Source organism: Paraburkholderia sp. JPY419, from assembly GCF_050435705.1.
Classification (GTDB): Bacteria; Pseudomonadota; Gammaproteobacteria; order Burkholderiales; family Burkholderiaceae; genus Paraburkholderia; species Paraburkholderia youngii.
Window position 1 is genome coordinate 889,807 of sequence record NZ_JBNDKV010000003.1, and the last position, 17,990, is coordinate 907,796.

At 62.2% G+C, this 17,990-nt stretch carries 14 protein-coding genes and 3 pseudogenes; 14 read left to right on the plus strand and 3 right to left on the minus strand.

Translation table 11 applies throughout. The features are described 5' to 3' along the window. Positions 1-35 precede the first annotated feature (35 nt). From QFZ91_RS27845 to QFZ91_RS27870, 6 genes and pseudogenes are all read left to right on the plus strand, one after another. Positions 36-737, plus strand: a complete 702-nt coding sequence (locus tag QFZ91_RS27845) for a type IV secretion system protein (protein WP_152854524.1) — start codon at positions 36-38, stop codon at positions 735-737. Then, positions 734-1,618: a TrbG/VirB9 family P-type conjugative transfer protein gene (locus tag QFZ91_RS27850; RefSeq protein WP_429569066.1), complete on the plus strand. Its 885-nt coding sequence runs from the start codon at positions 734-736 to the stop codon at positions 1,616-1,618. Before QFZ91_RS27845 ends, QFZ91_RS27850 begins: the two co-directional genes overlap by 4 nt. A gap of 8 nt (positions 1,619-1,626) precedes the next feature. Next, entirely contained in the window at positions 1,627-2,937 is a 1,311-nt protein-coding gene (locus QFZ91_RS27855; RefSeq protein ID WP_429569067.1) for a TrbI/VirB10 family protein, read from the plus strand. A gap of 31 nt (positions 2,938-2,968) precedes the next feature. Then, entirely contained in the window at positions 2,969-3,757 is a 789-nt protein-coding gene (locus tag QFZ91_RS27860) for a transglycosylase SLT domain-containing protein (protein ID WP_429537994.1), read from the plus strand. After that, positions 3,754-5,055 carry a TrbG/VirB9 family P-type conjugative transfer protein gene (locus tag QFZ91_RS27865; RefSeq protein ID WP_429569068.1) on the plus strand — a complete coding sequence of 434 codons (1,302 nt, stop codon included), beginning with the start codon at positions 3,754-3,756 and terminating at the stop codon, positions 5,053-5,055. Before QFZ91_RS27860 ends, QFZ91_RS27865 begins: the two co-directional genes overlap by 4 nt. Beyond that, positions 5,055-5,381, plus strand: a pseudogene (locus QFZ91_RS27870) (lytic transglycosylase domain-containing protein); the annotation flags it as partial. The gene QFZ91_RS27865 and the pseudogene QFZ91_RS27870, both read left to right, overlap by 1 nt. A 166-nt stretch (positions 5,382-5,547) precedes the next feature. Here the strand turns inward: QFZ91_RS27870 and QFZ91_RS27875 are convergent. Next, positions 5,548-6,654, minus strand: a complete 1,107-nt coding sequence (locus tag QFZ91_RS27875; RefSeq protein WP_429522659.1) for an IS5 family transposase — start codon at positions 6,652-6,654, stop codon at positions 5,548-5,550. Positions 6,655-6,746: 92 nt separating this feature from the next. Here QFZ91_RS27875 and QFZ91_RS27880 point away from each other — a divergent pair. From QFZ91_RS27880 to QFZ91_RS27905, 6 genes and pseudogenes are all read left to right on the plus strand, one after another. Then, positions 6,747-6,839: pseudogene (locus QFZ91_RS27880) on the plus strand (lytic transglycosylase); the annotation flags it as partial. Between the two features lie 3 nt (positions 6,840-6,842). After that, positions 6,843-7,436 (plus strand): toxin co-regulated pilus biosynthesis Q family protein, encoded by a 594-nt coding sequence (locus tag QFZ91_RS27885; protein WP_429569069.1) that lies wholly within the window; start codon positions 6,843-6,845, stop codon positions 7,434-7,436. 4 nt (positions 7,437-7,440) lie between these two features. After that, the gene (locus QFZ91_RS27890; RefSeq protein WP_429569070.1) at positions 7,441-9,054 is read left to right on the plus strand and encodes a type II secretory pathway protein; all 1,614 of its coding nucleotides are present in this window, start codon (positions 7,441-7,443) and stop codon (positions 9,052-9,054) included. Positions 9,055-9,062: 8 nt separating this feature from the next. After that, positions 9,063-10,391, plus strand: coding sequence for a hypothetical protein (locus QFZ91_RS27895; RefSeq protein WP_429569071.1), 1,329 nt, complete (start codon positions 9,063-9,065; stop codon positions 10,389-10,391). Then, positions 10,378-11,100, plus strand: coding sequence for a hypothetical protein (locus QFZ91_RS27900; protein ID WP_429569072.1), 723 nt, complete (start codon positions 10,378-10,380; stop codon positions 11,098-11,100). Before QFZ91_RS27895 ends, QFZ91_RS27900 begins: the two co-directional genes overlap by 14 nt. Before the next feature lie 840 nt (positions 11,101-11,940). Continuing rightward, a pseudogene (locus QFZ91_RS27905) lies at positions 11,941-12,849 on the plus strand (ATPase, T2SS/T4P/T4SS family); the annotation flags it as partial. On the opposite strand, the gene QFZ91_RS27910 reads toward QFZ91_RS27905, so the two are convergent. Both QFZ91_RS27910 and QFZ91_RS27915 read right to left on the minus strand, forming a co-directional pair. Next, the gene (locus QFZ91_RS27910) at positions 12,789-14,300 is read right to left on the minus strand and encodes an MFS transporter (RefSeq protein WP_429569073.1); all 1,512 of its coding nucleotides are present in this window, start codon (positions 14,298-14,300) and stop codon (positions 12,789-12,791) included. The pseudogene QFZ91_RS27905 and the gene QFZ91_RS27910 sit on opposite strands and share 61 nt — an antisense overlap. 363 nt (positions 14,301-14,663) lie before the next feature. Continuing rightward, complete coding sequence (locus tag QFZ91_RS27915) at positions 14,664-15,485, minus strand: IclR family transcriptional regulator (RefSeq protein WP_176112163.1); 822 nt, start codon at positions 15,483-15,485, stop codon at positions 14,664-14,666. Between the two features lie 167 nt (positions 15,486-15,652). Here QFZ91_RS27915 and QFZ91_RS27920 point away from each other — a divergent pair, with 167 nt between their 5' ends. Both QFZ91_RS27920 and QFZ91_RS27925 read left to right on the plus strand, forming a co-directional pair. Then, the gene (locus tag QFZ91_RS27920; RefSeq protein WP_429569074.1) at positions 15,653-16,636 is read left to right on the plus strand and encodes a hydroxymethylglutaryl-CoA lyase; all 984 of its coding nucleotides are present in this window, start codon (positions 15,653-15,655) and stop codon (positions 16,634-16,636) included. Further along, complete coding sequence (locus QFZ91_RS27925) at positions 16,633-17,907, plus strand: CaiB/BaiF CoA transferase family protein (protein WP_429569075.1); 1,275 nt, start codon at positions 16,633-16,635, stop codon at positions 17,905-17,907. The genes QFZ91_RS27920 and QFZ91_RS27925 overlap by 4 nt, the downstream gene beginning before the upstream one ends. Positions 17,908-17,990 lie beyond the last annotated feature (83 nt).

The window sequence follows — 17,990 nt, forward strand, 5'->3', positions numbered from 1 at the left end:
GATTCAATTGAGTCGGCCCAAATGGATCGACCGTCATGCCCCTGTTCCGCAGCAAGAAGCAAATCGCCCTTTCCACCGCGCCTGGCGGTTACTCAAACGATGACCCTGAGAAGATCATCTTCGACATGGGTGCGCGTCTGCGTACCGAAGCCAATCACTGGAAGACGTTCTGTTTCATCCTGGCCTTTATCGCTGGGGGCGCGGTCTACACACGTAATCCCCCGCCGTCGGTCGTCAAGGCATATGGCGTTTCGTCCGACGTCAACGGCCACGCAGTAGTCGCCCAACTGGCCGCATACAAACCCGACGACCAGGCAATCCGCACTTCGCTGCGGGAAACCGTTGAGCGCTGGTTCACGATCGAACCGGTCCTCACAGACGATATCCAGACGTCCCGCATGGCAAAGAACATCAACGGCATCAAAGCCATGATGGTTGGCAATGCGCGCAATCAGTTCGGCGACTGGGTCAAAAGCGACGCTCCATTCCAGGCAATCACCCTGAATCCGAAGCTGGTTCGGGAGGTACGCGTCACAAACGTTGCACTGCTTGAAGACTCGACCGGCGTCGTTGAATTCACAACCAGCACGACGCAGTCGCCTACCGACAGGCCCGTCGTCCAGAAATACGCCCTGACGATCCGCTATCAGATCGTCCCACCGACTTCCGAAGACGCACTCGGTTCGAATCCATTCGGAATGTTCTATCCGTTGTTCTCGATCCAAAAAACTCAATGATGATCGCCTCCCGCACGCTCGCTTTGTGGGCGGCCGCTTTCGCATGCGCGGCTGCCGTTTGCCCGGCTGTGAATGCAGCGAAGAAGGGCGTCGTGGCCCCGGCCGCTTCGTTTGACCTCGCCAGAGCAATGAGCGACCCGATGAGCCCGGTGAATCCCTATAACGCCGGTTCGGACCCGATCACCATGCCGGGCGATGCTCGGATGGTCGTGTTCCCCTATAGCCGCGATCAGATCTACCGGATCATGACCGCGCCGCTGAAGAACACAACGATTGAGCTGGCGAAGGGCGAGCGCGTGACGACCGATCCAGCTATGGGTGACTCGATACAGTGGGTCATCGACACCGATGGCGAGAATCACCTCTTCGTGAAGCCGGTCAAACCCGGCCTCGTCAACACCCTTCACCTGACCACAAACCTGCGCGAGTACGACATGACGCTCGTGTCGTCGCCCATGGGTGGCCTGTTTTATCAGACCGTGCGCTTCAGCTACCCCGGCTCTGTCATGGCGAAGGTCCGCGCGCGCGAACAAGCGGTCGTTGGCCCCGAGGGCCACGGTGACGATTCCGAGGGCCGGACGGATTCGGGCCCAATTGGCGTCTCGCCCGACAAACTCAACTTCGACTATACAGTCTCCGGTTCGGCGTCCTTCCGTCCCGAGACCGTGTTCGATGACGGCAAGTCGGTATGGCTGCGCCTGCCCGCCAATGCACCGTTTGCCGTGCCCCTCGTCAAGGATCACGGGGATGTCGTGAGCCCGAACTTCATCCGGCGCGGCCAGTACATCGTCGTGCAGGAGATAGCCAACCAGATCGTGCTGCGCGCCCCGAATGAGGAAGTGACGATCAAGCGCGGCCGCGCAGGCCTGTTCGGCTTCTGAGGGGCGAGATGAACTCACCGACAGATCAGCAGAACAACCCGCGCGCAAGTCTTTTCAAGGGGAAGTCGCCCCGCAACGCACTGTTTGCGGTGGGCGGCGTCGCCGCAGTCGTGATCGGAGCACTCGGCTTCTACTACCAGGTGAAAGAGAGCGCCAAGGTTGACGAACAGGCGGCGCTGCAGAAAAAGGCGAAGGCTGCTGAAGTCGTCGACAAGTCGAACAACACGCAGGACCTTAACAAGACGATCGACGACCAGTTGAGCGAGGCGCGCAAGATGGCGGCCTCCGAAGCGCGCGCGGCGGCCGCCGCACGCCCGTCCTCGCCCGCGGCTACGTCGAATATGGTGAATGTCGCGCCTGCGCTAACCGCCGATGGTTTTATCAACGATCAGCAGACCAGGCAGATTAAGGCTGACGCCGACACGGACGCGATCTTCGCGTCGCCGATCTTCAAACCGGGCCTGAAGGTCAAGGATACGGCGCGTGCGTCTACGACGCCCAACCCGTTGCCGGGAGTGCTCACGCCCGCTCAGGTCGCGGCCCAGCAGGCTGCCGCGCAACAGGCGGCGGGAGAGTCGGTCGCTGAACGACTCGCGTCGGCCTTCGCGGCCGCAGGAGCAGGACAGCCGCAGTCGGCGCGTCCATATTCGAGCCAGGGCCACGATGCCACCTTCATCAGGAATGTGTCGGCGCGGTCCGGTAGCGACCAGGATTTTCCGCGCGCCGGTTTTGTGGGCCAGGCGCATGGCTGCGTGCTTTCGCCTCCCCACCACATCGGCGTGCTCTCGACAGAGCGACTTAATTCCGATCGTCCCGGCACAGCCTCACTGATCGTCGAAAAAGATGTGTACGACAGCATCCGTGGCGACTGCCTGATGATCCCTAAGGGCAGCTTCATCACGGCACCGTATAGCTCTGACATTCAGCCGGGCCAGGAAAGCATTCTCGTAGCTGCGACGGAGTTGCGCCTGCCGAATGGCAAGCATGTCCCGCTCTTCGGCGCGCAGGGCGCGGATGGCGACGGTTCGGCTGGCTTCTCGGGCGATGTCAACAACCACTTCTTCAAGATTTTCGGGACGTCCTTTCTCGTCGCGATCCTTCTGCACAAGTACGACGGTGGCGAAACCTCCACCACCACGGGTCCGCTTGGTGTTACCCAGGTCGGCAGTAAGGCGGGCCAGGTTGCCGCCACGACGGCCCAGTCAGTGCTTGAACGATACAAGAACATCCCGCCGACCATTACATCGGACCCAGGTGAGCGCCGTTTCATGCTCAAGGTCAATCGCGACATTGTGCTGGAGCCGTATCGCGATGAGTAAGCCGCTCGAAAAACGTATTGCTATCGGCGGAATGGTTGTTGCGCTGGTCGCGTACCTTCACGGCGCCCAGGCTGCGACGATCGCTGAAGTGATCAGCCCGACAAGCGTTGTTCTGGCCGATGGCAACGCCCGCGCGCTCGCTTCGTTTGATGGTAAGCCCGTGTTCTGGTGCGGGCTGCAGGTGTTCGAAAAATGGGCGACGCCGCTGGTGGGGCAATCCGTGGCGAGCAATCCGGATACGGGTATCACCGTGTCGGTCGACTCGCGCGACGTCTCGCTCGAGCGGTTGCTCGTCGCGAAAGGCTGGCTGCAGCCAACCGTACTGGACGATGACGCCCAGGCCGCGATCGCCGAGGGCCGCGGCGGCTGGGCGTGCGCGAGTGCGACAGCTCCGTTTGAGCTGATGCATAGAAGCGTCGATCCGAAGATACTCGCGGGCATCGCCTTGAACGAGTCCGGTCTAAACGGGCGGGCCTGGCCCTGGACGCTGAACATCGCGGGGCAGGGCTTCTTCTTCAAGACCCGTGCGGATGCTTATCGCGTTGTCCAGTCGCTGATCGCACGCGGCCGCAGCGACTTCGACGTAGGCGTAATGCAGATCAACTGGGCGTACCACGCGCGCCGTTTCGCATCGCCGTGGGACGCGTTGTCTCCGGCCACCAGCATCCGCGTTGCTGAGGACATTCTCAACGAGAACTACAGCAAGACGCACTCCGTCGCGAAGGCGATTGCCTATTACCACAGCGCCAATCCGGCTCCGGGGCAGGCGTATCTCGCGCGTTTCGCGCGGCACCTCAACCAGATCCAGGCCGGCCTATGAAGCTCAACGTTTCCCGAATTGCTCTTGCCTGTGTCGCGCTGTTCGGCGCGATCACGGTCCATGCAGCGAACACTGATCCATTCGATTTCGACTATGAGATTGCAGGCGGTATCGCCGAGCGTCCCGCGCTCATCTTCAACGATGGATCGAAGACCTACATCCAGCCTCGTGCGGGCCAGGTTATTTCCGCGGTCGGTGGCCACGCGGAAGGACCCTATGTCGTGGTCGATGGAACGCCCGAAACGGTCACGTACACGGTAGCTGGCCGTCCGGCCAGTGCGCGCTGGACGAAGGCGAACACGTTCATCGGCGGCGGAGCGCGTGGCGCGCTCGCGGCGCTGCGCGACGATCAGCCCGCTGGCTTCGATGGCTTCACCAATCGCCTCGTGCTCATCGGCACACATGGTGCGCTTGAACCGGTCCGCGCGCTCAAGGCAAGCATGCCCGTGGCCAGCTTCGTGAAGGCGTTGGCTCCGCAGGGCTGGACCGGGTCTGCACAGAAGGATGTGGACATCACCGACGCAAGCGCCTTTGCCACGCGTGCGGTCGAGAACTGGATGCAGGCGCTCGATCGCCTGATGACGCAAACCGGACTGTATGCGGACGTCGACTTCACGTCGCGACACATCCGCCTGCACCGCGATGCGCCGAAGTCAGGCGCGCTCAATTATGCCGCTGGCGAGAAACCGCAAGCCGATGCGGTTGCGCAGCCGGTGGCTGCGGAACCAGAGGAAGCGGCACCGACCGCTGCGCCCGCATCCCTGCTGGCCGAATACTTTGGCGCGCAGGCGATCCGCGACGGCGACGACACGCATACACAGATCCGCTTCGCGTCGAAGCCGACCGGGGAGCTGACGTTCCGAACGCCCGAAGGCCGTTCGCTGCATCCGAAGTGGGATGCCGGGACCAACGTGATGACCATCAAGCGCGCCGAGCGCATGGTCGCGTCGGACGGCACGAAGACGGTCGAGCTCGCGCGTTCCGCGGGGACTGTCTATGACTATGACGCGGCAAGCCCGGCGCACCTTGAAGCTGTTTTTGACCGCGACGGGCACACCTATTTCAAGTTCGCTGACTCGGTGGTGCAGATCAACGTGGCGGATGTGAAGCACCTTGGTTCCGGCGAGCAAAAGGGCCGCTACTACATGTTCAACGGCACGTCCGAGCAGTTCATCGTCACCGCCGACGGCAATACCGTGAACGTCACGCGTCGCCACGACGTGAAGTACTTCGAGCGTCCTGCTCCCGGCTCTCCTGCCGCACCGACGGCACCCGCAACGGCGGTGGCGAAATCGTGATGCATGCGGCGCACGCTTCCATTCTCAGCGCGTTGCTGCTTGGCGGCGCCGCGGTTGCGCGGGCTGACTGCCTTGATGACGCTGCTGCCTACCGGCACATCAGCGCGCAACTGGTACGCGCGATTGCACAGCACGAATCCGGCATGCGGCCGAATGCAGTGAACCTGAACAGCAATGGGACCGAAGACATTGGCCTCATGCAGATCAACTCATCGTGGCTACCCAGGCTTGCCCGGTATGGAATTCGCCGCGAGCACCTCTTCAACGCCTGTGTGAACGCCTACGTCGGTACGTGGATTCTCGCCTCGAACATCAAACAGTTCGGGGCGACCTAGCAGGCTGTTGAAAAGCGCCCCGTCATGACGACCGAAGCTACGTTCAGGAGACTTGCGCGTGCAATTTCCCGCTGAATTACCGGTTTGCCGCGCGATCCGCGCGGGGCATGCGCACGCATGCAGCCCCGCTGGCGCGCAGTCTTCACGCCGTGACGGCTCATCGCGCCGCTCCTTGCGGCACCACCCCTGGCATTCGGGCCATGCGGGTCAGATTGCTCGCAACCATCGTCAGCTTGAAGTGCTGGTCGACGCGCTTGATACCGCGATAGACCGTCTGCCGGATCCGACCGACCGTTTTACCCCAGCCGAAATGCTCTTCGATTCGTTTGCGGATGATCTGGCTAATCCGGTAGCCTGTATGCCGCGAAGTGCGACCATCGATTGCGCTGCCGCCCCAACGCTCATCGTTGCGCGCGACATGCGGTGTCACGTTGCGAGCGCGGCAATCGTTCACGAAGTCGCGGGTGTCATACGCCTTGTCGGCACCAACTGTCTTCGCATGAGCGCCTGGCACGCAATCGAGCAATTGCAATGCGCTGGCCCGCTCGGCGAAACCATCTGCGTGACTCACCACGGCGCCGACCACCAGCCCCGAGCGATTCTCCATCAGGATGTGCCCGTGGTAGCACAGGATGGCCGGGCTCTTGTGGCTCTTCTTGAACAATCGCGCCTCCGGATCAGTAGTCGACTCGTGCGTGGCATTGCTACGTCGCTCGCCTTTCCAGTCAGTGTCGGCGTTGCGGCCACCGCCGGCTGGCGGACCATCGTCCGGGCCGTCCTTGCGGCGGAAGCTCTTGTGACTGGCCCACGCCTGAATCAGCGTGCCGTCCACCGAGAAATGCTCTCTCGACAGCAAGCCCCGCTTGTCCGCCAGGCTCATGACTTCGGTGAAGAACGCTTCCACGACTTCATGCTCCAGAAGCCGGTCGCGGTTCTTCGAGAACACCGAGTGGTCCCACACCGCGTCCTCAATCGCCAGCCCGACAAACCAGCGGAACAGCAGGTTGTAGCGCATCTGCTCCATCAGCATGCGCTCGCTGCGCACCGAGTAGAACACCTGCAACAGCAGCGCCCGCATCAGCTTCTCAGGCGCAATCGAGGCACGGCCGGTGTCCGCGTAGATGACGCTGAACAGCCCGTTGAGCCGTTTCAACGCGTCATTCACCAGCAACCGGATCGGTCGCAACGGGTGATCTGCCGGGACGAAGTCCTCGAGCTTGACCGTCGTGAACAGGGGTTCCTGCATCTCATCCATTCCGCGCATCGCATCCGCTGCCAAAGATCATGAACACGATATCCATAACGCCCGTCCCTCAAACCCCGTTTACACGGGACCCAAATTCAACAGCCTGCTAGAAAGCCGTGGGTGCGTACAACGCAGTTTCGACGCAGAAGCAGCTGATCTATGCCAACGCAATCTATCGCCGCCTGCAGCGGCAGGGGCAATAAAACATGAATGTGACGATCGAAAGAAACGAACGGGTACGCGTGATCGCGCGAGTGCTGGCCGCACTGGTGCTGGCCGGTGTATCAGGCTGGACTCATGCTTCGATCGACCTCGATCAGTCGCGTGTTACGCCACCTGTCGGGGATGGCTGGCAGATCCTTGCCCCATCGCCGCGGGCGACGACCGCGAGCGCCGCGCCATCGGCTTCAGCGTCGGCATCGGCATCGATAGCTACCGCGGCGCCCACTGCTTCTGCCGCTGCAACGGCTGCAACGGCTGCGCCGGCAACGTTGGTTGCATCGGTGGTTCTGCCTGGTGCGCCGACAACGCCGGCCGCGCTGACGCTCTCCGTGTCGCCGCAGGACCTTAATCTGCGCAACGCGCTCGACCGCTGGTTGCAGACGCAGGGATGGCAGCTCGCGTGGAAGGTCGATGACGATCTGCCGCTTGAATTCAACGCGACTTTCTCCGGCGACTTCACCTCTGTCCTCACGCAGGTCATGCAGGCGACCAATCACATGCGCGTGCCCACGCGCATCTGCCGTCATACGAACAACGTCATCCGCGTCATCGCGCGCGCGGCCAACTGCCAGGACTAACACCATGCGTCACGCATCCATTTTCAAAACTGGCCTTTCCGTCGCCTGCTCGCTGACGATCGCGGGTTGCGCGGTCAATCAGAGCGACATCAACGCGGCCTACGACGGGGCTCATCGCACCGGGAGCGATGCGATGGCCAATCTGCCTGGTTCGATGGCGCTGGTGGAAGACGTGCCAACGGCGTTCCTCGGCGACCGGCTCGTGCCTGTCGCGTATGAAGCGACGCTGCCCGCCACCTTCCGCGAGAAGAAGGTGACGATGCCTGCGAACATCGGTATCAGGCAGATTTCGACGCTCATCTCCGGCGCAACGGGTTATCCGGTCCATCTGAGCCCCGACGTGTTTGTGCCGCGCAGTTCTCTGGTGCCGCGCGAGTCGGCGGGTGGCAAGGGCACAACGACAGCCGCGAACGGCAATGCCTATGAAGAACCTGTCTACGGCCAGGTTTTCACGGGCTATGCCGGCGCGTATCTGACACGCATGACCGAAGACCTCGGTCTCGACTGGTCGTTCGACGGCTCGACCATCAACATCACGCGCTTTGTCACGCGCATGTATCAGATCGCCGCGATCCCGGGCAAGGTGTCGATCAAGTCGACCATGTCCAAGGGCATGGACACCTCGACGGGCAACCAGGCGAACGGCACCGGTGGATCGGGCGGCAATACGGGCTCATTTGCGGCACAGACATCGACGGGGCGCGAAGGGGATTTCGACCAGATCAAGGCGATCAGCGACGCACTCGACAAGCTGCGCTCGCCAATGGGCCGTGTGACCGTGAACCCGCAAAGCCGCCTCGTGATGGTCTACGACACGCGTGAGGCGGCTGACCGCATGGGCAAGCTGCTTGCGCAGGAAAACGCCGTCTCGACGCGCCAGGTGATGTTGCGCGTGCGTACGCTGCAGATCGCGCTGAACAACGGCAGTCAGGCGGGCGTGAATGCCGACGTGGTGTTCAACTATATCCAGGGCGGTCTTGCCAAGTATGCGGTCAGCTTCACGTCGCCCACGTCGCTCTCGTCGGGCGGGGGTACGGTCGGCCTGTCAGTGCTGCAACCGAATGCGCCGTTCTCCGGCACGAACGCCGTCCTCAATGCGCTGAACCAGTATGGCCGCACGGTGCAGGACAATACGCAGACGAAGATGACGCTCAACGGCTTGCCCGTTTCCATCGCCTCGTTCCAGAGCGACGACTATCTGCGCTCGACCTCGCCGTCTGCGGGGAGCCTCACGGCCACGTCTGGGGGCGTGCCGGGTCTCACGCCGGGAACCGTGACCACGGGTGACTTCGTCAACATCCTGCCAGCGGTCAACGACCACAACCAGATCATCCTCTCGTACTGGGCCGACAGTTCGAAGCTCAATGGCCCGTTCACCTCGGCGTCGGTCGGCTCTGGCCAGACGCTGCAACAGATCCAGCTGGCGCACACGACAGGCAGCAAGGAGGACCAGACGATCGCGCTTTCTGATGGTCAGACGGTCGTGCTGTACGGCCAGTTGACGGACCTTGCGAACAGCACGACGAATGGCGGTATCGCGGGTATCACGGGTCTGTGGAACAAGTCGAAGACCTTCCAGGTGATCATGCTGACGGCTACGGTCGTCCCGTCGATGTGAGCACGGGCATGCACATTACCGATCCGCTGCCGCGCGAAAAGAACGCGCGCCTGGTCTTCGGACTGGACTGGCGCGCGTATCCGGCCAAACAGATGCGCGCCGAGCGCCGCCGATACGCCGATGATTTCGGCGCGACGCACTACATCGAATACAAGGTCGGCAAGGACGCCATCGGTGGTTTCTGCGCACCTGATACGGGTGAGATCAAGGGCGCGCGCCTGTATTCGGGAGCGGCGCGGATCGCCCAGCACGAACGTGTGAAGGGAAGGGCTGCCGTACTCGTCATGCTGCAGGATGACCAGCGCGTGCACGTTGTCTTCGTGGTGCGTGGTGTCGTACGCAGCGACGAGGTTCTCACGGTACCGAAGGCGCACGAAAGGCGTCTGACGATCGAGCAGGAATGCCTGCGGTTGAATCTGGCGCTGACCACGCTCGGTTCCGGCCAGGCCGTGGGAGACGTGGACGAGAGCTTCGGCGCGTCAGCGCTGCTTGACGATCGCAAGACGGGGCGCATTTCGAAACTGCCGGCTAACGTGCCGACAGTCGTGCCGGTTCTCGTGATTCTCGTGGCCGTTGTCCTGGGTGGCATGCAACTGAGGGACCTGTTGGATCCCTCGACGCCGCCGGCCCCGAAAGAGCCGTCGCTCGAAGACCGGTACGCCGCGCTTGTGCGCCAGACGTTCGCCGCAAAGATGCCGCGCGCCAATCTGCTCGCGCCAGCGCTTCTTGCCACCCTTGGCAGTAGCGAATCCGTCGTGGCGGGCTGGGTCTTCGAGATGGCAGTGTGCGCGACGCAGGGCTATTGCTCGTTGACCCTTCGCCGGTATGGCGGCAGTTTCGATGACCTCCGCCAGGCGGCGCCGGAGGCGATGCGTCCGCTGCGTTTTGACGCGGATGGTCTGCATGCCGGAGCACGCGGTCCGCTGGTGCCCGGCGTCGCGCTCGTGACCGCCAGTGACCAGAAGGCGTGGCCGACCGAGCAGGGACTGATCGACGCCCTGCAGACGCCACCACAGAAGCTTTCCACCAAACCGTTCGAGCTGGTCAGCTACGGCTACACGGTGCACATCGAACCGGCCAGGCCGTTACTCGCGATTCCGCCGGGGGCAACCGGCCCGCGGCCCGCGCAGATGATTCGTGTCGGCACATGGGAGATCAACGGCTTTCGCTGGCAATCGCCGTTGCTCGCGAAGCTGCCATCGAACATGACGCTCGACTCCATGACTGTGGAGTTGAAGCTGAACGAACAGGGTGCAACAGGGAAGGCGAACGGCGGTGCAGGCGACCAGGGCGGAATCCATTTCACAGCGAAGGGCAAATACTATGTTCTCGAATAAACGGCTGACGGCGATTGCCAGTGCATTGACGCTAATCACCGGTGCTGCGCAGGCGCAACAGACGAAGCCGGCCGCGCCGCACATGCAGACGGCGAGCGTGCGCGTACCCTCGGCCAATCTCGACATCGGTTCGCCAGGCGCTGCTTCGCCCTCCGCGGCTTCTCAACCGGTCTCGCAACCTGTCTCGCAAGCTGTTTCGCAACCGGCAGCGCAGACGTTACCGGCGCCCGCTGCGCCGCACCTGTCAATCGACGAGATCGATCAGATTACCCGTTCGAAAATTGCACGGCAGCTTGCCGGCGATGGCGGGCCGCAGGGTACTGCTGTCACGCTCAACGCGCCTGCGCCTTCGACAGTGCCAGTCACTCCGCAGGTCATGAGGGCGACACCGCCGTCTTCCCACACGGAACCGGTGCGATTCGTTGGCGCTTTCAGCGATACGAGCGGAACGTCGGTGCTGTACGACTACCGCAACGCCTCCTATCCCGCGCATGTCGGCGTGAAGCTGCTCAATGGCTGGACCGTGAAGCGGGTTGATGGATTCGTCGTCACTGTCACCGATGGCAAGCGTATCTGGACCGAAACCATCAGCGGCGGCACGGCCAATACGTCCGACAACGCGCAGCAGCCGGGCGGTCCGGCGCGAACGCTGAGTGATCTCGGTGGTCCGCTGCCTTCCTCCTTTCCTCATTCCGCTGCCGCACGATAAACGATGAGCCTCTTCAACGGTATTGAAAAAGACGAGCCGTCCTCGCGCGGCATTCTTGGGCGGTTGCGTGCACTGCGCGCCGGGTTCACTGACGAATCCCCCGCGTCGATGCCTATCGCGGGTGCAGGCCGCAAGGAGGACACGGATCGCGAGCCGCGCTTCGTGCGTAGGGACAAGCCACTCAAGGCAGAGCCTGTAGACACGAAGCCGGGCCAGCCTATGACGTTGGGCATGCGACTGAGAATGGGCGACGTCACTGACGTCGAAGCCAATGACAGCGACGCGCACGAGGCGGCCGGCGTCGATCCTGCACAGCCGGAAGCACCCCGTCACCCGGCGCGAGTTGAGCCGACGATTGACCACGCGGCTGAAGCGCAACGGGCCGCGGAGAACGTCCCCGGAACGACGCAGGCCGATGTTCCTGAGTCAGCGATGGCGTCGCCCGTCATGCGACGCAATACGGCTGAGTCCGACGAGTCTCGGGGCGAAGCGCATGACGTTGCACCGCAGGCAATGCCGCCGACACAGCCCGCCGAGGGGATGCACGAGGCGCACGAACTCCATGCACAAGCTGACGTGGTGCCGCAGCAGGCGGAGTTCCTGCCGTCAGGCCTGCCGCAGCTGGTGGCCGCCGACGCACTGGGTTTCAAGCGCATCCTCAGTGAGCGCGGCCAGGATGCAACCCTGCGCATTACCGATGCGGCGCGCCGCGAGTTTGTGGCGGTCGAAGTGCAAGCGGGGATGGCGATCGTCATCACGACTCGCACGTTCCACGAGTCCGCGCTGTATCCGACCTATGTGAAGGATCTCGAGCGCGCCGACATCAAGGTGCATGAAGAGATGATCGCAACGGACGCGGTGATTGCCGCGATCTACGCCCGCGAGCGCAACCGGTCTGCGGCAATCATCCCGGAGAGTTCGCGCGCGATCGGCACGTTCCGCGACGTGACTGAAGCCGCGCACGCCTATGGCGCCGGCGATATCCACTACGAGTACCGCGACTTCAACGACGATGTCGAAGTCCGGTTCCGCGTGAACGGCGACCTCTACACGTACCGCAAGCTGCCCAAGGCGCTGGTGCGTCGGGCGCTGTCGGCCGCCTATCAGGATCTCGTCGCGCGCAACACGAACTCCGGCGAGACGTTCCAGCCTACTGCGTCGCAGTCGGCAATGATCCCGCTCGTTGTGCATTCCGACATCGTCAACATCCGCTGGCAAAGTTCACCGCTCGTTGGCGGGTTCGATGTGGGTCTGCGTCTGCTCGACGGTAATTTCCGCAATCTAAAGGTACTGATGCCGGAACAGATGGGGCTGCAGACGTCCCAGTTGCGCATCGTTCAGGCGCTGGGCAACGTCAGCGGCGGGGTCACGGTCTTCACCGGTGAGACGGGCTCGGCCAAGTCCACGTTGCTGCGCGCGATGTCCTTCATGCTCGCGTCGCGCGACCTCCGCAAGCAGTTCGCAGTCAATGAGCCGTCCGAGTATCCGCAACCGTGGCTCTCGGACATTTCGATTCCGCGTCGTCCCGATGAGACCGACGAAGAAGCGAACCGCAAATGCGCCGAGGTGATCCGCACGCTGATGCGCATGGACCCGGACGATGTGACGGTCGGGGAAATCCGGGACCGTGTTGTCGCCGGGCTCGTGGCTGAGCTCGCACTCACAGGGCATCCGGTGCGTACCACGCTTCATGCGGATAGTGCGATCGGTGCATTCATGCGCCTGGCCGGTGGGCACCTGCAGTTGCCGATGGACGAAGTGTCCTCCGAGAAGTTCATCAATGCGGTCGCGAACCAGAAGCTGATCCCCCTGCTGTGTCCGCACTGCAAGGTGACCACCACCATCGCACCGCCTATCAACCCGAATACGCCCTCAACACCAAAGTGCCGCAACGCGAAGGCGATCATGAACCCAGAAAACATTGCGGAGAGGCGCGACATCGAATAGACGAACCCGACCGCCGTGGCACGGATGCGTGTTGGGAAAAGCTCGGTCTGGTAAGCGTGATAGCCGACCGAGAGCAGTGTGCCGCACAGGGTGATGAGCACCCCTAGCATCATCAGAATCGCGGGCGACGATTGTGTTGCGAACAGGCTGCCGAAGACGGCTATGCCGAGCGCGGAAAGCACGATCAGCGTCTTTCGTTCAATACGATCGGCGAATGTCATGGCGATCAAAGGCCCGAACGGATTCGACGCCGCGATGACGAACGAATACATCAGGCTATGCGTGACGGTCACGCCTTTGGAGACGAGCAGCGTGGGTACCCACGACGCGAAGCCGTAGAAGCCGATCGCCTGGAAAAGGTTGAAGACAAGCATTGTGATGGCGCGGCGGCGATACGGGGGCTGCCAGATCTCCCCGAAACGCGCCTTGCCGACGGTGACCGCGCGCTCGACGCGTTCCACTGGCGCGGGCAGCGCTTTCCCGCATTGCTCCATCACCTTTGCCTCGAGCGCGTGCGTCACGCTTTCCGCTTCTTCGAGACGGCCTTGCTGCGCGAGCCAGCGCGGGCTCTCCGGCACGCGGCGGCGGATCGCCCAGACGACAAACGCGCCCAGCGAGCCGATGACTACCACCCAACGCCATCCGTCGATGCCCCACGGTGTGCGCGGCACGAGCCACCATGCGAACAGTGCGACGGCAGGCACGGCGGCGTACTGCACAACATGCACGAACGCGAAAGCGCGGCCGCGCAGATGCATCGGCACGAGTTCGCTGACGTATGTATCAATCGTCACCAACTCAACGCCCACGCCGATGCCCGCGATCAGACGCCACAGATTGATTGCGGACGCGCTGTCTTGCCAAGCCATCACAAAGGTCGCTACCGAATACCAAAGCAGCGAGACGGTGAAGGTCGTCTTGCGTCCGAAGCGGTCGGCAAGGCGTGACAAACAGAACGTGCCGATGAAAAGACCCGCGAACGATGCCGCGACGAACGCGCCAAGCCCCGAGAAGCCGAAGAACGACGCCGTCGTCGTCGAATACAGGCCGCTCTTGACGAGGCCCGGTCCGACATACGCGGTCAAGAATAGATCGTAGAACTCAAACCAGCCGCCGATAGCCAGCACGAAGACCAGCATCCATATCGAGCGCGTCGCGGGCAAGCGGTCGATACGTGCGTTGATTCGCTCTGCCTCCCCAACGATAGGTGAACCGGACGAGAGCTTTGTCCCATTAACGGGAAGACTGGCCATCTGCATCTCTCCAGGCTGTTTTGCTAAAGTTCTGTTAGATAGAACGTAGTTCTGTGTAACAGTATGCCTATGGTAGCCGTGCAGGTCGTGAAGGAGCGACTAGGGATAACCAGCACCGACCCGTGTCGTGCATGCCAGGCAAGCGCATCTTTCAGCACGCACGGAGTTGCATCGGCTCAACAATGAATAAGGACAGCTTTCAGCCAACCGGGAAAGCCGGGCGCTGCGCGCTTTGGTCGCTGTAAGGGAGGATGTGATCGTTGCCGCAGCAAGGCGATTTGCGCTTTGCGCGGCATTCAGATGGCATGCCGGGGTTCCGATGCCTAATGCAAAGGGCGCCTGCGCAAGGACCGCGTGCCTGGGTCAGGCATTTCCGCTATCGACATCCGCCTTTTCCGGTTTGGCAGCGTCTTCTTCGACGAATCTGGCGATGCTTGCATCGTATCTCGCACCAATGCCCCCCAAGTCGACCGTTGCTCGCTTCGCGCTGAGAAGCAATGCTTTAAGAGCAACGTTGATGGTGGCTGGGGCGTCGAATCTGCCTTTCGGCCCGGATAGGGTCAGAGCGCCTAACAGCTGACCGGTTGAATCGAACACCGGCACTGATGCTGACGTTGTTTCGGGATCTCTTTCACCGTATGAGACCGCGCAGAATCGTTCCCGCACCTCATTCCAGCGCGGATCCGATGATTCACTGAATGCGAGCAGCACCTTGCCGGAGGCGCCTTTGTCAATCTCGAATTCCTCGCCAATCCGGATCGCTACTCTCACGCTTCTCGATGGCTCCACGCGATACAGGACCAGGCGCTTGTCACCTTGCCGTACGTAAAAAGAGGCCGTCTCGCCCAGATCGCGACTCAACTGCTGAAGGATGGGTTCCACAACGGGGCCGACTTGAAAAGACCGCTGGTAAAGCGTTGCGAGGCGAAGCGGTTGATGTCCGACAGCGTACTGACCGTCATTCAGCTTCCGTATAAATCCGCCGTGCTCCAAAGCACCGAGCAACCGCAAGACCGTGCTTTTATACAAGCCGGTGCGGCGCGATAGTTCGGTAAGCGTCAACCGGTCGTCGGTCGGGCCGAAAGCGTTGAGAATCGCGAAAGCCCGATCCAGAACGGCGACTCCACTGCTTGTGTCCGATGCGTCGAGCGACCGCTCTGCATTCCCGGGCCCACTGATAGTCATCTCTTCTCCTCTCTGGTTATGCCGTCACTCTAATGTTTCGCGTGACAGAACTCAAGTTCTGTTTTTGGCGATTTCGGGGGTTTACCCGTCTTCACCAAGCCGCAAAGCGCACCTATAGTTCTATCGAATAGAACGTAGGTCTGTGCAATAGAACAAAGGAGTCAGTCGTGAATACGCCCAATCCCAAGGTGTTGATCAGCGAGGTCGGTCCGCGTGACGGATTGCAGAGCATCAAAACTGTCATGCCCACGGCAGCGAAGCTGCGATGGGTCTCGGCGCTCGCCGCTGCAGGCCTGAAGGAAATTGAAGTGGGCTCATTCGTGCCGGCGAAACTGCTGCCTCAGATGGCTGACATCCGCGAAGTTGTCGCGCATGCGCTCTCCCTTCCCGGTTTGCACGTCGCGGTTCTAGCGCCGAATGTTCGTGGCAGCCAGAGCGCTTTCGAAGCAGGCGTGCACAAGGTGACGCTGCCCGTTTCGGTGACCAACGAACATTCGCTGGCCAATATCCGCAAGACCAATGCGCAGATGATCGAAGAAGTGCGCAATATCGTCGCGCTTCGCGACGAACGGTTTCCCGGCGTGCAGATCGAGGCCGGTGTTTCGGTCGCCTTCGGCTGCACGATCGCGGGCACTGTGACCGACGATCAGACCATGCGCATGTGCGTGGCAATGGCCGAATGCGGCGTCGACGAAATCGGCCTCTCCGATACCAGCGGCTACGCGAATCCGACCCAGGTTCGCCGGCTGTTCCGCCGTCTGCAAACGGAACTCGGCGCGAAGGCCGGCGGGGCCCACTTCCATAACACGCGCGGACAGGGGCTGGCCAACGTCGTTGCAGCGCTCGAAGTCGGCGTGACGACGATCGATTCCAGCCAGGCGGGTCTCGGCGGCTGCCCGTATGCACCGGGCGCGACCGGCAACATCGTGACAGAAGACCTGGCCTTCCTGCTCGAAGCCATGGGCTATGACACCGGTGTGGACATCGACAGGCTCATTGCCGCGCGCGCCATTCTCGCGGAGGCGCTGCCTGGCGAAGCGTTATATGGACACGTACAGGACGCGGGTCTTCCAAAGGGATTCGCGTATGCAGATGGCCGCGCGCCCAGCGCGCCGCAACCGGAAGGCTGCCTGACTGGAGTAGCGCAATGAGCGACGTGCAAGCAAACCAGAATTTGCCGTATAGCGGCGTACGCGTCGTCGAGATGACGCACATGGTGATGGGGCCGACATGCGGCATGGTGCTGGCGGACCTGGGCGGGGAGGTGATCAAGGTCGAGCCTATTTCCGGCGACAGCACGCGCGCTTTGCGCGGCTCCGGTGCGGGCTTCTTCAGCACGTTCAACCGGAACAAGAAGAGCATCGCCGTGGACGTAAAAGATCCGCGTGGCGTGGAAATCGTTCACAAGCTCCTCGCTGGAGCGGACGTCTTCAGCGAGAACTTCAAGAGCGGCACGATGGACAAGCTCGGCCTCGGTTATGCCGCGCTGTCCAGGCTCAATCCGCGTCTCGTCTACGTGTCGCATAAAGGCTTTCTGCCCGGCCCATACGATCATCGCACCGCGCTCGACGAGGTCGTGCAGATGATGGGCGGCCTCGCTTACATGACGGGACCGGAAGGCAGGCCGCTGCGCGCCGGAACGAGTGTCAACGACATCATGGGTGGAATGTTCGGCGCGATAGGCGCGATGGCGGCGCTGGCTCAACGCGAACGCACGGGCCGGGGTCAGGAAGTGCAGAGCGCGCTGTTCGAGAACAATGTGTTCCTGGTGGCTCAACACATGATGCAGTTCGCCGTGACCGGCAAAGCGGCGGCGCCGATGCCAAGCCGCATTTCAGCGTGGGCCGTCTACGACGTGTTCTCGGTCAAAAACGGCGAGCAGATCTTCCTGGCCGTTGTCTCCGATACGCAATGGGCGCTGTTCTGCGACGCTTTCGGGCTGGCGGAGCTCAAGGCGGACGAGCGTATCGCTTCCAACAATCAGCGCGTGCAGGCCCGCGAATGGGTGCTGCCGCTGCTTCGAAAACACATGGAAGCGTTCACCGCGGCCGAGATCAGCACGATTTTCGAGCGCTGCGGACTGCCCTATGCGCCGATCACCAAGCCGCAGGATCTGTTCGACGATCCGCACCTGCTCGCCACCGGCGGACTCGCCGAGGTGACGTTGCCGCCCGATGCAAGCGGCGCGGGACAGCCCATAGCGACGAGGACTGCGCTGCTGCCCTTGACCTTGGATGGTGAGCGCCTGCACCTGCGCGCGGCGCCCCCTTCGCTGGGTCAGGACACACAAGCGCTTCTGTCGGGTCTCGGATACACACCGGAAGACCTCAGACAGTTGACCGAGGCTGGGGTAGTCAAGTGTCAGGACGCCCAGCCTGGCGATGCATCGAACCCGTCGGCGAATGAACTCGCCAGCGCCTGAAGCAGCGAAGCAGCGAAGCGAATAAAGAATCACTAAGCCGCAGAGGCCGGCAGGGTCTTCTGCGCGCCGTGATTCGTCTGGAG